This is a genomic window from Photobacterium rosenbergii, from assembly GCF_003026455.1.
Classification (GTDB): Bacteria; Pseudomonadota; Gammaproteobacteria; order Enterobacterales; family Vibrionaceae; genus Photobacterium; species Photobacterium rosenbergii.
The window spans coordinates 259,848-275,192 of record NZ_PYMB01000003.1; the positions used below are offsets into that span (position 1 = coordinate 259,848).

Annotated in this window: 12 protein-coding genes; 7 read left to right on the forward strand and 5 right to left on the reverse strand. The window is 45.4% G+C overall.

What is annotated here, in order from left to right; genetic code table 11:
- Positions 1 to 156: 156 nt before the first annotated feature.
- The 3 genes from prc to C9J01_RS11020 all read right to left on the reverse strand — a co-directional run bounded on the left by prc (position 157) and on the right by C9J01_RS11020 (position 3,380).
- Positions 157 to 2,157 carry a carboxy terminal-processing peptidase gene (gene prc, locus C9J01_RS11010; protein ID WP_107298190.1) on the reverse strand — a complete coding sequence of 667 codons (2,001 nt, stop codon included), beginning with the start codon at positions 2,155 to 2,157 and terminating at the stop codon, positions 157 to 159.
- A 17-nt stretch (positions 2,158 to 2,174) separates the two neighbouring features.
- Complete coding sequence (proQ, locus tag C9J01_RS11015; RefSeq protein ID WP_107298191.1) at positions 2,175 to 2,819, reverse strand: RNA chaperone ProQ; 645 nt, start codon at positions 2,817 to 2,819, stop codon at positions 2,175 to 2,177.
- Positions 2,820 to 2,927: 108 nt separating this feature from the next.
- Positions 2,928 to 3,380 (reverse strand): GAF domain-containing protein, encoded by a 453-nt coding sequence (locus C9J01_RS11020; protein ID WP_409996849.1) that lies wholly within the window; start codon positions 3,378 to 3,380, stop codon positions 2,928 to 2,930.
- 89 nt (positions 3,381 to 3,469) lie between these two features.
- Here C9J01_RS11020 and C9J01_RS11025 point away from each other — a divergent pair, with 89 nt between their 5' ends.
- The 5 genes from C9J01_RS11025 to C9J01_RS11050 all read left to right on the forward strand — a co-directional run bounded on the left by C9J01_RS11025 (position 3,470) and on the right by C9J01_RS11050 (position 11,825).
- Positions 3,470 to 5,299 carry an ABC transporter ATP-binding protein gene (locus tag C9J01_RS11025; RefSeq protein ID WP_107298464.1) on the forward strand — a complete coding sequence of 610 codons (1,830 nt, stop codon included), beginning with the start codon at positions 3,470 to 3,472 and terminating at the stop codon, positions 5,297 to 5,299.
- A 46-nt stretch (positions 5,300 to 5,345) separates the two neighbouring features.
- Complete coding sequence (locus C9J01_RS11030) at positions 5,346 to 6,542, forward strand: paraquat-inducible protein A (protein WP_107298193.1); 1,197 nt, start codon at positions 5,346 to 5,348, stop codon at positions 6,540 to 6,542.
- Entirely contained in the window at positions 6,523 to 9,150 is a 2,628-nt protein-coding gene (locus tag C9J01_RS11035; protein ID WP_107298194.1) for an MlaD family protein, read from the forward strand. Before C9J01_RS11030 ends, C9J01_RS11035 begins: the two co-directional genes overlap by 20 nt.
- Before the next feature lie 160 nt (positions 9,151 to 9,310).
- A complete protein-coding gene (rsmF, locus tag C9J01_RS11040; RefSeq protein WP_107298195.1) occupies positions 9,311 to 10,741 on the forward strand; it encodes a 16S rRNA (cytosine(1407)-C(5))-methyltransferase RsmF in 1,431 nt (476 codons plus the stop codon).
- Between the two features lie 496 nt (positions 10,742 to 11,237).
- Positions 11,238 to 11,825 carry an FMN-dependent NADH-azoreductase gene (locus C9J01_RS11050; protein ID WP_107298197.1) on the forward strand — a complete coding sequence of 196 codons (588 nt, stop codon included), beginning with the start codon at positions 11,238 to 11,240 and terminating at the stop codon, positions 11,823 to 11,825.
- A 131-nt stretch (positions 11,826 to 11,956) separates the two neighbouring features.
- Here C9J01_RS11050 and C9J01_RS11055 read toward each other — a convergent pair whose 3' ends face one another.
- Positions 11,957 to 13,216 (reverse strand): MipA/OmpV family protein, encoded by a 1,260-nt coding sequence (locus tag C9J01_RS11055; RefSeq protein WP_237156954.1) that lies wholly within the window; start codon positions 13,214 to 13,216, stop codon positions 11,957 to 11,959.
- A 248-nt stretch (positions 13,217 to 13,464) separates the two neighbouring features.
- Entirely contained in the window at positions 13,465 to 13,773 is a 309-nt protein-coding gene (locus tag C9J01_RS11060; RefSeq protein ID WP_039461131.1) for a DUF496 family protein, read from the reverse strand.
- Between the two features lie 509 nt (positions 13,774 to 14,282).
- Between C9J01_RS11060 and cspE (C9J01_RS11065) the strand changes: the two genes are divergently transcribed.
- Positions 14,283 to 14,492: a transcription antiterminator/RNA stability regulator CspE gene (cspE, locus tag C9J01_RS11065; protein WP_039461130.1), complete on the forward strand. Its 210-nt coding sequence runs from the start codon at positions 14,283 to 14,285 to the stop codon at positions 14,490 to 14,492.
- A 453-nt stretch (positions 14,493 to 14,945) separates the two neighbouring features.
- The gene (gene cspE / locus C9J01_RS11070; RefSeq protein ID WP_036830632.1) at positions 14,946 to 15,155 is read left to right on the forward strand and encodes a transcription antiterminator/RNA stability regulator CspE; all 210 of its coding nucleotides are present in this window, start codon (positions 14,946 to 14,948) and stop codon (positions 15,153 to 15,155) included.
- Positions 15,156 to 15,345: the final 190 nt, after the last annotated feature.

A 15,345-nucleotide genomic window follows, 5' to 3' on the forward strand; every position in this document is an offset into this window, starting at 1 on the left:
AAAGTTGGAGGGGATCAGCGCTAATCTATACCCTGTCTCAGGGGTGAAACACGTAGAATCCCATAAAGAATATCGAGTTACCCTGTAGTTAGGTTACCCAATAAAAAACGGCACCTAAAGGTGCCGTTTTCAAAAGGTCTTGCCTATTCTCACGATCTAGCTTTGCGCTCTCGCTAAATCAGATGTAATAGCAACCGCTTCTTCAAGGTAAGCATCAGGCGCTTCATAGTCTTTTGGAACATCATCCAATGTTGCAAAAGCTTTTTCACCTGCCGCTTTCTGTCGTTGGTTCAACCTTGCCAAACGATCTGCGTCTTCCTGATCTTGCTCTGCAATTCGCTTCTTCTCATTCAGAGAAATAGTATTGATGTCTTTCTCTTTGTGATACTTGGCAATGTCATCTTGGATGAAGCCGAACTCCATATCCTTGCTGATACGCTGATCATGCTTCGTCTTCAATGAAGGCAGAACAGCAGAGAAGTTATAGAGCTTCTGATAATCCGCAGCCTTGATGCTATCCCAAGGCAATGCATTATCTTCAACGCTTTCACCCGTTTCAGAAGGATCAACAGCCGTCGGGAATGCAAGGTCTGGCACTACACCAAGATTCTGGGTGCTACCACCATTGATGCGGTAGAACTTCTGAATAGTGTATTGGACATGACCCAATGGCTTATCGAACAAGTCATAGATATGGTTCAGCGAACGGTGTTGCTGTACCGTACCCTTACCAAATGATTGCTCACCGAGAATAACTGCACGTCCGTAATCCTGCATCGCTGCGGCAAAAATTTCTGATGCCGATGCGCTATAGCGGTTAACCAGAACAGTTAGTGGACCATCAAAGTAAACACGATCATCAGAATCGCCATTTACCTTCACTCTTCCGTAGCTATCACGCACCTGAACAACCGGACCGCTGTTGATAAACAACCCAGTAAGTGCTGTCGCTTCGGTAAGCGCACCACCACCATTGTTGCGTAGGTCGATAACCACACCATCAACTTGCTGGTCATTCAGTTTCGCCAGTTCCTTCTTGGTATCCTCAGACAAACCGACATAAAAGCTCGGGATTTCAATCACCCCAATTTTCTTACCGTTTGCTGTTTCTACCGAAGATTTAGCTGCACGATCTTCTAGGCGTATTTTGTCACGAACAATAGTGACATCGTAACTTTTTGCGTTATTCCCCTCTGGAAGAATCTCCAGAACAACTTTACTGCCTTTAGGCCCTTTGATGAGCTGTACGACATCATCCAATCGCCAGCCAATCACATCGACCATTTCTTTGCCGTCTTGAGCGACGCCAATGATTCTATCGCCTGCTGTCAGTTTCTTCGAAGCAGAGGCTGGGCCACCCGCCACCAATGAGCGGATTACAGTATAATCATCAACCACTTGCAGCACAGCACCAATACCTTCCAAAGAAAGGTTCATCTCTGACTGGAACTGCTCTGCGTTACGCGGTGACAAATAACTGGTATGAGGGTCAACTTCACGGGCAAAGGCATTCATGTAGATCTGGAATACATCTTCGCTGTGAGTTTGAGTTAGGCGCTTAAGGGCGTTGTTGTAACGCTTGCCTAGCGTCTCTTTAATCTCGTCCCACTCTTTACCAGCGAGCGTTAAATTCAGTGCATCGTATTTGACACGTTTACGCCAAATTTCATTAAGCTCGTTACGATCTTTAGGCCAATCCATTTCGGAACGGTCTAACACCATATCTTCATCGGCATCAAAAGTGATTTCACGATCAAGTAAGGTCAGCGCGTATTGGTAGCGGTCATAGCGACGTTTCAGCAAGGTATTGAAAATATCGAAAGCCGCCGACGTGTCACCCCTTTTGAGCTGATCGTCTAACTGGTCTTCCCATTTTTCAAACTGCCGAATATCGGAAGCAGTGAGGAAGCTTTTGTTGAAGTCCAGCATCTCGATATAGCGCGTGAAGACACTGGAAGAAAATTCGTCATCAAGTGAAAATTGCTTGTAATGTGAACGAGTAAAGCGTGAAGCTACTCGTTTACTAGCTGTCGCATGCTGTTTTTCTGGAGCCAGCTGCGGTAGATCACTTAACGTGTATGTCGCCTCTAGGGCTTGTGCTGAAGCTGCTAGCATCATGCCAGCAGCGATCAGTGAGAAACGGAATCGACCTTTCATGCGTCGAGCATTCTCCTTTACGAACGCAGGTGCTCCGCTTTAACTACCATGGTTAGACCATTTGATAGGCGAACACGCACATCGTCCTTATTAATTTCAACGATAGTTGCCGGCATGTTTCCGTTGCCCATGTTAACACTAACGTTCTTGCCAACGACGACTTCATCAGCAGTCAGTGCACGGGTCGTTTCTGCAGGCTTTTTATTTAGCTTAGTCGTTTTTTGTTTAGTGTTCTTTGGTTTAGCAGTTTTTGGACGAATTTTTTTCGCCTTCGCTTCACCATCCTTGCCAGCAGCCGCTTTTGCTTCTGCTTGCTCTTTACGACGCGCGCGTACTTTAGCCTTGCTTTCTTCAAGTGCTTGTTTCGCGTGATCTACGTGTTCTTGTTCTAATACACCACAATCGTTGCCATCAAGGTCAACGCGGTTTGCACCCGCTTTCACACCGTGAAGATAACGCCAGGAAGAAGTGTATTGACGCAGAGCGGTACGCAGTTGAGTTTTACTTACTTTAGGGTCTTCGCTTAGACGCTCAGCCAAATCTTGGAAGATACCAATCTTAAGTGGCTTCGCTTCACCTTCAACAGTAAAACATTTTGGGAAACGCTCAGCAATGTAGGCAATGACTTCTTTACTGTTCGTTAGCTTTTCAGAGTTTTCCATGGACTTTCCTGACAAAAGCGAGTTTCCTCGCCGTTAGTACTTTAATCAAAAAGAAATTGTTCCGCTATTATAGTTACCTAACGCCGAAAAACCACCGAAAGCATGCAATTAGAGCCTTTTTTGTAGTTCTTCTAACAAAGAAACTAGTCCATCTTCGTCGGATTGACTAAATCTTGATAAGATTGGGCTATCAATATCCAATACACCGTACAATTCCCCTTTCACCGTGAACGGGATAACAATCTCAGAGTTACTCGCCGCATCACAGGCAATATGCCCTTCGAATTGATGGACATCCTCAACACGCTGAACACGGTTCTCAGCAATCGCCGTACCGCATACACCACGCCCTACAGGAATCCTTACGCAAGCCGGTTTACCCTGGAATGGACCCAGGACAAGTTGGTCTCCTTTTAAGATATAAAACCCAACCCAGTTAATCTCTTCTAACTCCATGGCCAGTAAGGCACTAATATTAGACATATTAGCAATGAGATCAGTCTCACCCTCAACCAGTGCGATCGCTTGTTTCGTCAGCGTTTGGTAATTCACTGATCCAATTTCCATGGCTTACTCCTTTTATAGCCGCTAAAATGGCTTCTTTATCAATAATGGGAATCATTATCATTGTGAAAAACAATTCAAACCAAATGATTAACTGGTCTTGGCTGCTAAAGCAAGCGAAAAATCATCGTCCCCGCTTAATTGCAGCCAATATTATTGCGCTCATTGCGACCCTTATCAGTGTCCCTATTCCACTGTTAATGCCTTTAATGGTCGATGAAATCTTGCTCGACAAGCCTGCAGGCGGCATCGAATTCCTAAACCACTTTTTACCTGATTCCCTGCAACAGCCTACTGCTTATATTTTGCTGGTACTGCTTTTTGTTGTCTTGATGCGTGTCGCAAGCCAAGCACTAAACATCCTGCAAAGCCGTCAGTTCACCTTGGTTGCCAAAGATATTACCTTCAACATGCGACAACACCTGATCGACAAATTAGGCCGTATCAGCATGCGTCAGTATGAGGAACGTGGCAGCGGCGGTATCACTTCCCACCTTATTACTGATGTCGAAACCATCGATAAGTTTGTCGGTGATACCCTAAGCCGCTTCTTGGTGGGTTTCCTTACCGTAATTGGTACAGCAGCCATCCTGTTATGGCTGAACTGGCAACTTGGTTTGTTCATTTTATTAGTGAACCCTATTGTGGTTTATGCGTCCAAGCTGATGGGTAACCGAGTAAAAACCCTAAAGAAAAAAGAAAACCAAGCCTTTGAACGCTTCCAGCAACGCTTAGTGGAAACGCTAGACGGTATTTACCAACTGCGCGCCGCAAACCGTGAGCGTGATTTCCTGACCCAGCTAAAGTCAAATGCCGACGATATCCGTCATGATGCTGACAAATATGCGTGGCAATCTGAAGCGGCCGGCCGCATTTCTTTCTTACTGTTTCTCGTCGGCTTCGAGCTCTTTCGTGCCATGGCCATGATTATGGTGCTGTTTACTGATCTCAGTGTCGGTCAGATGTTCGCAGTATTCGGCTACCTCTGGTTCATGCTCGGCCCTGTACAGGAACTACTAGGCATCCAGTTTGCTTGGTACAGCGCATCTGCGGCTATGCAGCGCCTTAATGGCCTTATCGCTATCGAAGAAGAAGTTCGCCCAGTACAAAAAGTCAATCCATTCAATGGTGACCATAGCCTTGATATTGAAATAAAAAACATCCATTTTGCCTATGATGAAGATAAAGAAGTCTTACGTGGGATGAGTTTGAGTATTCCTGCGGGTAAACGTGTTGCATTGGTCGGCTCTTCCGGCGGCGGCAAATCAACCCTAATCCAGCTCCTACTTGGCATCTATCAAAAAGACGCAGGTGACATACTGGTTAATGGATACCCAATAGAAGATGTGAGCTACGAGGCACTACGCAATAAAATGGCAGTGGTCCTACAACAGCCTGTATTATTTAATGATACTATGCGCCACAACCTGACATTAGGTGGTGAATACACTGACGAGCAACTATGGCAGGCACTTGAGATCGCCCAAATGACCGATGTCACCCAGCGCTTAACTGAAGGGTTGGACACAGAAATAGGCCGACAAGGTATTAAATTGTCCGGGGGACAACGACAAAGGCTTGCTATTGCCCGTATGGTGCTGACCAACCCTGAGTTTGTTATTCTGGATGAGGCGACCTCAGCATTAGATACCGCAACAGAAGCGGCATTGCATACGGCCCTAAATCAATTTCTTGCAAATAGAACAACGCTGATTGTTGCTCACCGTTTATCTGCGGTTAAACAAGCTGATGTAATCTACGTGCTTGAAGATGGGCAGGTTAGCCAAAGTGGTACGCACCACGAGTTAGTGAACGAAGAAGGCTTGTACCAAACATTGTATGGTTCTGTACAATCTGCTGAAAATCAAAATGATTCGATGACACAAGTACCTGTAGCCAGAATGAACCTAAAATAATAAAATACCGTTCATTTAGATTAATACTTTAAAGGAATAAACGTTAATGACCACAGCGAGACTATGCCCCGGTTGCGATTTACCTTTGCTTCCGCAGGTCGCTGAACAGGGACAAAGTGCGTATTGCCCACGTTGTAACACCCGGTTGTACCGAGGTGGTCATTTCCGTTTTTCCAGTGAACTGGCGATTGCCCTAGCCTGTCTTATCCTTTTTATCCCGGCGCATATTTTTCCCCTGATCACTATCCGCCTATTCGGGGTCATGATCCCGGCAACGCTAACTTCTGGCACTTTCTCTCTTGCGCCTAACTTTCCAGCCGTCGCCTTACTTATCCTATTTTGTAGTTCTATTGCCCCTTTACTGGTTTGTGGTTCAGTCTTAGGTGCGCAACTTGGTTTGCGGTTCCGTCGAATCAAATTGTTTCGCCGCTCACTTTGGATTATTGAACACCTCAAGCACTGGGCGATGTTCGATGTCTTCCTTGTTAGCCTGGGAATTTCTTGCTTTAAAGTTCAAGACTATGCGGACATCTTTGTCGGCCCCGGTTTATATTCATTGGTGCTACTACAACTGCTAACAGCCCTGCTCCTAACCCGTATCAGTATCAACCGCTACTGGGAAGCATGGCAGCCAGAAACCGAGCACAAGAAGTACAGCCATGCGAGGCACTGCCATCATTGCCACATGACGCAAGATGAGCATGAAAACTGTGTGCGATGCGACTTCCCGCTTCACAAGCGCATGCCCCAGTCTATCCAGAAAACCTGGGCATACCTCATCGCAGCGACGGTCTTCATCTTCCCTGCGAACCTATATCCGATTTCAATCTTTCTTAATAATGGCAAGCGGGTTGAAGATACCATCTTCTCCGGAGTCGCCTCGTTGGTGAACTCAGATATGCTCGGCATTGCCATCATTATTTTCATTGCCAGTATTGTTGTGCCAGTTGCCAAAATCCTTGGATTGGCCTTCATCCTCTTGACCATCCAGTTCAAGCGCAGTGTTAATCACCTTCAGCGCATGAAGCTATACCGCTTTATCCAATGGATCGGCAAATGGTCAATGATGGATCTCTTTGTTATTTCGATCATGGTAACGTTAATCGACCGTGATCAATTGCTCGACTTCACCCCAGGCCCTGGTGCTATTGCCTTTGGTGTCGTGGTGGTGCTGACAATGCTTGCCGCTGAAAGCTTGGATTCTCGTCTGATATGGGACAACTATGAACAACGGACCAAATAATCAACAACCTACACCGGTCAATATAAAGCGCGATCGCGGGATTTCCCCGCTATGGATTCTCCCCGTGCTAGCCTTGGTTCTCGCAGGATGGCTGGTTTTCAAAGCCGTCAATGAGGCCGGTGAACGGATCAAAATTCATTTCAACGATGCTGCAGGCTTAGTGGCAGGACGGACGACAATCCGTTACCAAGGGTTAGAAGTGGGTATCGTCCGTGACGTGAACCTATCAGGCGATCTTAAGAGTATTTATGTCGAAGCGGATATCTACCCCGAAGCCGTACAAACCCTTCGTTCAGGGACACGCTTTTGGTTAGTCAAACCTAAAGCCTCTATCACAGGTATCTCAGGCCTTGATGCCCTCGTCTCCGGTAACTACATTGCATTGCAGCCGGGTGAAGGGAAATTTGCCAATGAATTCGACGCCCTTGATAACCAACCTGCCGATACGCCTGTTGGCGAAGGCTTAAAGATCCAACTGCGTGCCCCCCATTTAGGCTCAATCAATATTGGCTCGCAGGTTCTCTATAAGAAAATCCCTGTCGGTGAGGTATACAACCACAGCCTCAGCCAGAACAACAAACAAGTCATTATTGATGTCTTGATCAAGCCGCAATACGCCAACTTGGTGACGAACAAAAGTCGTTTTTGGAATGTCAGTGGCATGAGTGCCAACATTGGCTTCAACGGTGTTGATGTTCAGTTTGAAAGCCTATCAGCCATGATCAGTGGCGCGATAGCTTTTGACTCCCCCGATAAAGGATTACCTATTGAACCTGATCACCTCTTCCGCCTTTATCCTGATCTGAACACTGCGGGTCGAGGGATCGCCATTACTATCGACCTGCCAGAGAACAGTAACATTAGTGCAAGTGGCGCACCGATTGTGTATCGCGGCCTGCAGATTGGTCAGATTTCCGATATACGGCTTGATAAAGAGCGAGGGACCATTGTCGCTCATGCGGCCATTGAGCCTATGATGAGTGATCTGCTAACCACAGGTTCAAAGATGCTGCTTGAAGAAGCCGAACTCTCTCTCAATGGTGTGAAGAACATAGGCAACCTTCTGCGAGGAAACTTCCTGACCCTGATCCCGGGTAATGGCGAAACTAGCCGTCAGTTTGTTGCGATTAACCAAGATGAACTTCAGGAGCAGCAGCCTGGCGTTGCCTCTTTTGCCCTCTATGCAGATGATAGCTACGGCATCAAACGAGGAACTAAACTCAAACACCGAGGCTTGGAAGTTGGCCGTGTTAAATCGGTCAGGCTTGATGGCTCTAAAGTTCGCTTCAATGTTATTGTTCAGCCTCAATATACCAAGTTAGTTCGCTCTGGTAGCCGCTTCTATATTGATGGCGGTATTCAAGCCAATCTGAGCAGCCAAGGGCTTGATGTCTCTGTCCCACCTGCCGATCAACTGATCAGTCAAAGCATCAGCTTTACTAGCGGGGGCTCTAGCAAAGTGCTCAGCCAATACCCGCTTTACAAGAGCCGTCAACTTGCCACCCTAGCCGCAGAAAAAGCCAAAGGGTTTGCAGCGATTAGTTTGTATGCCGATGAGCTTCCACCTATTTCAGAAGGCAGCCCTGTCCTATACCGCAACATGGAAGTGGGTGAAGTAGCTAGCTATGAATTAACACGTGACGGCGTCACGATAAAGCTGAAGGTCAATAATAAATACCGCCACCTTATTTCAGCAAACACAGTATTCTGGAACCGCTCTGGCGTAGAAGTTGAAGCTGGGCTTGATGGCGTTCATGTCAAAGCGGACCCAATCAGCACCCTAATCAAAGGTGGTATCGCTTTTGATGAGCTTGAGGGTGTCACCAACCGCAATGGCAACCGTTATAAGCTTTATAAGAGTTATAAAGAAGCCAAAGATTATGGCCTATTAGTGACCATGATTGCAGCTGATGCAAAAACCATAAAGGTCAATACTGATATCCGTTACCAAGGCGTCAATGTCGGTAAAGTGGTTGAAACTGAACCTGACTTCAATACTGGTAAGGTTATCGTCAAAGCTCGCCTGTTCCCGAAATACGCCGAGCTACTGGCAAAAGTTGATAGCCAATTCTGGATTGTCAGCCCGAAAATCAGCATCACTGGGGCCAAGAACCTAGATACACTGCTTAGCAGTTATATTGCTGTCACGCCGGGTAAGGGTCATTACTCACAAAGCTTCACACTTGGCAATGCCCAATTGCAGAACAAAGGCTTGAGCGTGATTTTGGAAACTGAAAAACGCAACTCGATCAGCGAAGGCACGCCGTTGCTATACCGCGATATCCAGGTAGGCGAAGTGGTGAAAGTGAGCCTGGGTGAACTGGCCGACAGGGTCATTATTGAAGCCCAAGTTGAACAGGACTTCAGCCACCTCGTCCGCACAGACAGTGTGTTTTGGAATGTCTCCGGTATCGACGTCACCATTGGCCTGACAGGTGCAACTTTACAGAGCGGGACGGTGGACAGCCTGATCCGTGGTGGCATTGCTTTCGCCACACCGGAAAGCCAGCCGCTTTCTCCGATTGCCAAGAGCGACAGCCACTTCCTGTTGCACGATACAGCCAAACCAGAATGGAAGACCTGGCGAACAGCCATACCGAAACACTAACTCATGGTATAAAAGGAGCAGCAATGCTCCTTTTTTATTTTGAAATCTGATCTGATGAACTCAGACTTAACCACAAGCCCATCGCCAAGCATCCTCCTTTTACCTATCTACCTACAAATGTTAAACTTACGCCCCACTGCTAGATAATCGAGACATTCCCTTGCATCCTAATATCCATATCCCAGACGCATTCATCGAGCAAATTCGCCAAATCATGCCAGAACACCTGAGCATGGATGAATTCATTGCTATCTGTAAAACCCCTCTGCGTCGTAGTATTCGTGTAAACACCCTAAAGATCAGTGTGGAAGACTTTCTCAACCGTGTTGCTGACAAAGGTTGGACCCTCACGCCTGTTCCTTGGTGTGATACCGGATTCTGGATTGAGCGTGAAGATGAAGAGTCGGTCTCGCTAGGCAATACCGCAGAGCACATGGCGGGCCTGTTCTATATTCAAGAAGCCAGCTCTATGATGCCTGTTGTCGCGCTTTTGAAAGATAACGACAAGCTTGATTGCGTCCTTGATATGGCCTCTGCACCCGGTTCAAAAACGACTCAGATTGCCTGTGCAATGAAAAATGAAGGGGCTTTGGTTGCTAATGAGTTGGCAGCAAGCCGCATCAAAGTACTCCACTCGAACCTGCAACGCTGTGGCGTTTTCAATGCCGCCCTTACCCACTTCGACGGCTGTGTATTTGGTGGTTGGGCCCCAGAGTCTTTCGACTCTATCCTCCTAGATGCTCCGTGCTCAGGAGAAGGCGCAATTCGCAAAGATGACGATGCAATGGCTAACTGGAGCTTGGCATCTGTGGAAGAGATTGCCGCTGTTCAGCGTGACCTGATCATTAGCGGTTTCCAAGCCCTGAAACCCGGCGGCGTAATGGTTTACTCCACCTGTACGTTGAACCTCAGTGAAAACCAAAAAGTCTGCCAGCATTTGAAAGACACATTTGGTGATGCTGTTGAGTTTGAATCACTGTCTGATTTGTTCGATGGTGCAGATAAGGCCCTGACTAAAGAAGGCTTCCTACATGTCTACCCGCAGATCTTCGACAGTGAAGGCTTCTTTGTCGCTCGTATCCGCAAACTGGCTAGCGTTGAATCACCGGCGGTCAAAAAGCGCAAAGGTAAATTCCCATTCAGCCTAGCAAGTAGCAAAGATAGCCAAGCCATTACCCAAGCATTCAAACAAGACATTGACTTGGATATTCCTGCTGACAGTGAAATCTGGCTACGTGACAAAGAAGTCTGGCTGTTCCCGGCAAAACTTCACAAGCTTCTTAGTGAGATTCGCTTCCAGCGTATCGGCATCAAGCTTGCCGAGCAGCACAAGAAAGGTTACCGCTGGCAACATGAGGCAATTATGACCTTGGCCACGGGTCAAGAGAAAACCGCCGTAGCACTAGATGCTGCGCAAGCTAAAGAATGGTTTATGGGACGAGACATTCGTCCAGAAGACCTATCCGGTAAAGGAGAGGTCATTGTTACTTACCGTGACTACCCGATCGGTATTGGCAAATGGGTCGGTAACCGCATTAAAAATGGATTACCTCGCGAGCTGGTAAGAGATACCAACTTATTTGACATCTAATTTCCAGTTTATGAGCAAGTATTTTATCGCTGTTACTACTAGCATTAAGTAACTGCAACATAATTGCTCAGAGAACAGGACATTTTTGTTAAGTATCAGAGATGAATAACATTCTTAGTGGTAAAACTGGCAAATCATACTGCTTGAACTAACATTGAAAGTGTAATTGATCTCCATTTACTAACCAGTTAGCGCAAGGCTCTCACGAGCCATTCCCCTAAGCCCGAAACAGGAGTCGTTTCGGGCTATTTTTTGTCTATCTCACTTTAGACAAGTATCAGCATCAACTTGTTGATGTTTTTGTTTAAACCCCAAGCAAAATTCATCCACCAAATCACCAATAAAAATAAAAACACACAAAATCAGTATCTTATACCGCAAATCCCCCATTCGATTTTTTCGAATATCTTCACCGGTTTTTTCCGCTATCTTCTTATGCTGTCCATTCGTATAGTTAGTTCCAAGCCAAACGGCAATGCATTTCAAGGAGCACACTATGTCAAACGTTCTAGTACTAAAATCAAGCATTCTCGGTGACTACTCACAATCAAACGGTCTTATCGACCACTTGGTAAATTCGATGAACACCACCTCTATTATTGAGCGTGACCTAGCCGCTCAGCCATTGCCGGTTCTGGATGGTGAAATTGCTGGCGGTCTTCGCGGTGGTGACAACCTCAGCGAGAAGCAGCTTAAAGCCATTGCACTTTCTGATCAGCTAATCGATGAGATCAAAGCCAGCGATACCTTGGTTATCGGTGCGCCAATGTATAACTTTTCTATCCCGACTCAGCTTAAGAACTGGTTCGACTTGATTGCCCGTGCTGGCGTAACTTTTAGCTACACAGAAAATGGTCCTGTTGGCCTACTAACAGGTAAAAAAGTGATTGTCGTAACGACTCGTGGCGGTATGCACAAAGGTGGTGACACTGACATTATGGTGCCTTACCTAAAAACCTTCCTAGGTTTTGTAGGCCTAACCGATGTCGAAGTGGTCTACAGCGAAGCACTGGCAATGGGTGATGAAATGGCTGCGAAAGGCATTGCCCAAGCGAAGTTAGAACTAGAGACCCTAGCCCAATAATCTTTATAGAAGAGTCAGGCAGTGCCTTCTCGCGGCACTGCCCCACATCTTGCCTTACCCATTCTCGCTACTGTGTTTAACTGATGGGTAAGGCTTTTTTATTCTCGATTGTCGAAACAGCTTATCTCACTCTAGAAATCAAACTGCACATACACCGTGTTATAGTTACTTCCACCTTTGATACGCCCAAACTGGGATGCGTTCTCAAAGATTGCTGAACGATGGTGTAAGCTGTACCCAAGCCATACGCCATCCAAAGGCTTATGGTTAAACACATCACCGAGATTGACATCAAACGAGAAATCTAAATAGTTCAGAAGCTTACTCGGCTCATAGCCTTTACGGTCCATTTCTGACTGCTCGATGTAAGTGATCCGATTAACGTACGACAAACCTTCCGCTACCCCGAATCGCCACTCTACCGGCCAGTTGAAGGTATAGTAGGCTTTTATCGCCATCACATACTCTTGGCTTGAGCTTTGAACGTCGGAATGCCAGTGCCAAACAAAACCTGGGGTCAGGTAGATATCCAGCGGTAAACCAAACAATTCATCCGTTAAAGGGTGACCATAGAAGAATGAGGTCAGCTGATTATTAAATTCGTCTTTTTCCCCATTACCCCTGAAGATCTCGCCCATATTCGACGGTGTTGCCCAGCCGTGAGCAATCCTTAAGTACGGCTTATTGCCAATACTGGCCTTCCTAGGCTTCTTGGCATCATTGAAGAAACCAAAGCCAAGATAGCCTTCCCCTTGCCAGTTATCACTGATCAATTCAGCATCGCGGGTATTGCTATCAAAGTAGCGGGCATATGCCCCACCTACAATATACAAGTTCGACGTGACATGGTAACTAAAAGCAGATCCCAGTTTAACATCCACACCCGAATCAATATCTTCAAAGTTTAAGCCATAGTAATAGCTGTTGTAATCACTGTCTTTCCAAATCAGAGAGGCTTTGGGAAGGAAACGCCAATCATTATATTGATAGTCCCCTCCGATAGAGAGTTGTGAGCTAAACCTGCCATCAGGGTCAGACAGTAATTCGAAATCAGTATAATAGTTTTCGTCCCAATGATATTTGTATTGCAGACCGTAATCAGCCGTGTCGCCGCCTATCTCATTCTGAAAAGAAGAAGGGATATCGATAAAGTGCATTCGAACGAGGGCGTTCACTTCCCAGTCTTGTTCACGGTATAGATTGAGGCCGCCTTCAGTTCCATTGAGGAACAAACGGTTTCCCTGATAGAACATCATGGGCACGAAGGTGGAGACCGTAGAATCCTCAACAACAGACTCTGTCGCATAGGGAATTGAAGCGCTGCGCATCACAGCAGCTAGCCCCCACTTCTTTTCCTCATCTCTTTTTTGCCTCAAATCATCAACCGAGATAAAACCGAGTGGTTTTTCATTTTCATTCGCTGGATTTTGCTGTTCTGTTTCTGCCGCAATAGCAACCAATGGCAAGCAAGCGATGAATGCAAAATGTTTAGACAATCAATAACCCTCAAAATAGCAGGAACTGTAATTATTGTTTTTTAAGTTTATACCTATTTTTAACCATATTATTGTTGCCTCATGGTAAAAAAAGCATAAAAAAAGCCCGATATTGATCGGGCTTTTGTAAAACAGTTTCAGAATTACTGGTGAGAAGCGATCTCTGCTTTCTTCAATTCTTTAACGCTCTTGCTCACTTCACGACGCTCTTTAGAAAGCTCAGCGCTGATGATAATGTGGTCATCTACACGATCTTCGTAATCGCCTTTCATGTTCTCAACGATTTCAACGATCTGATCATGAGTCATATCAGCTTTGATGTAATCAAGTAGGTTTTCAAGCAATTCAACACGCTTACGGTTGTCACGAATTTTACGGTCGTTATCTAGGATCTCACGCTTTAGCTTGTTCTTACGACGAGTTTGACGAACTAGCTCTAGGATAGTGTTCATTGTTTGTCCTTATATGAATCTACAAAACCTAACTGCACCCGTTATAGCAGAAACTTGTATTGCCACTCAAGTCACATTTTGAGCAGTTAAACCAAAACAGGCTGCTTCCTTGACTTATTTCAGTTTCGGTAAAGGTATCCACTGGTGGCTTCGAGTCGCCATCGACTTAACGCTGGTCATCCCACAGGTATACACTTGATACATCACAAATTGATGAAAGTAGAAAGTAAGATTTAGTTAAACTTGTGAGACTATTTCAGTGGAGATTCAGGTTATTAGAAATCCTGTGAAAGTCACCACAATTTTCTTATTTTTTTATTTGCAATTAGCCCAATGCTGCCTAATCTTTGAATTGACCAGTAATGTTTGGCGTTGATACAACATTGACTTCTGAATCGCTTCATCTAGCAATACTATTTTGCAAGTCCAACTGGAGCAAAAAGATTCAATTGTTACCTCGGTTAAATAGTATTGGCATATGTACAGATGTAAGTTATTCAGGAGACAACATGTCTAAAGCAACAGGTACCGTTAAGTGGTTCAATGAAGAAAAGGGTTTCGGTTTCATCACACAGGACAACGGCGGTGCTGATGTATTCGTTCACTTCCGTGCGATCACTGGCGACGGCTTCAAAACGCTAGCGGAAGGTCAAAAAGTTAGCTTTGAAACAGAGCAAGGTCCAAAAGGCTTACAAGCTGCAAACGTAGAAAAGATTTAATTTCTCGTTTTCACTTGGACAAAAGGGCTGTTTAAGCCCTTTTTTACGTTTTAAATTAACCCCTTAGTTGCACATATATCACCCACCTACAATTTTTCGCTTTATTTTCGACCTTTCACTCTAATTTGATGCTAAATACGCCAAAACAGTGATAAGCTCTTGTATACCCTCAGTAAAACAATGGCTTCAGCACAATCCAAATCACACTTTTCGATATAAATAATTAAATTTTAAAGTAATTGCTTGCCACCTACCCTCTCGTGTGGCCTAATGTGCTTGGCCTGAAATGCAGACCTATTTATGCAACAAATTGAAATAGAAAACTTCGTTACACCGCTTCATCGAGCGACGTTGTCCTGAAGAGCTCAACATTCTTTTGTCCATAAGTAATTCATTATGATGGCTTAAGTACGCAACAAGCGTTTATTAATTATTTTATTCAGGAGACATCACATGTCTAAAGCAACTGGTATCGTTAAGTGGTTCAACGACGAGAAAGGTTTCGGTTTCATCACTCAAGACAACGGCGGTGCTGACGTATTCGTTCACTTCCGTGCAATCGCTGGTGAAGGCTTCAAATCTCTAGCTGAAGGCCAGAAAGTATCTTTCGACATCGAACAAGGTCAGAAAGGTCCTCAAGCTGCTAACGTTGAGCGCATCTAATTCGCGTTAACGTGAAGAATTTCAAAAGGGTGCCCTAGGGCGCCCTTTTTTAATTCAGGCCTTTTCAATCTCTTATCTACTGCACTCACCATTCTTTCCGAAATCTGTCAGATGTAACATTTTTGACATAAATCAGATAACAAAATTCGATCAAGCACGCTTTTACTTCCCTTTAACCATACACTGAAGC

What these genes read in the sequence shown, in the direction of transcription:
- C9J01_RS11050 (WP_107298197.1), top strand. Translation starts at nt 11,238, where the DNA reads ATGTCAAACGTTCTAGTACTAAAATCAAGCATTCTCGGTGACTACTCA.
- C9J01_RS11060 (WP_039461131.1), bottom strand. Translation starts at nt 13,773, where the DNA reads ATGAACACTATCCTAGAGCTAGTTCGTCAAACTCGTCGTAAGAACAAG.
- prc (WP_107298190.1), bottom strand. Translation starts at nt 2,157, where the DNA reads ATGAAAGGTCGATTCCGTTTCTCACTGATCGCTGCTGGCATGATGCTA.
- proQ (WP_107298191.1), bottom strand. Translation starts at nt 2,819, where the DNA reads ATGGAAAACTCTGAAAAGCTAACGAACAGTAAAGAAGTCATTGCCTAC.
- cspE (WP_039461130.1), top strand. Translation starts at nt 14,283, where the DNA reads ATGTCTAAAGCAACAGGTACCGTTAAGTGGTTCAATGAAGAAAAGGGT.
- cspE (WP_036830632.1), top strand. Translation starts at nt 14,946, where the DNA reads ATGTCTAAAGCAACTGGTATCGTTAAGTGGTTCAACGACGAGAAAGGT.
- C9J01_RS11030 (WP_107298193.1), top strand. Translation starts at nt 5,346, where the DNA reads ATGACCACAGCGAGACTATGCCCCGGTTGCGATTTACCTTTGCTTCCG.
- C9J01_RS11025 (WP_107298464.1), top strand. Translation starts at nt 3,470, where the DNA reads ATGATTAACTGGTCTTGGCTGCTAAAGCAAGCGAAAAATCATCGTCCC.
- C9J01_RS11035 (WP_107298194.1), top strand. Translation starts at nt 6,523, where the DNA reads ATGAACAACGGACCAAATAATCAACAACCTACACCGGTCAATATAAAG.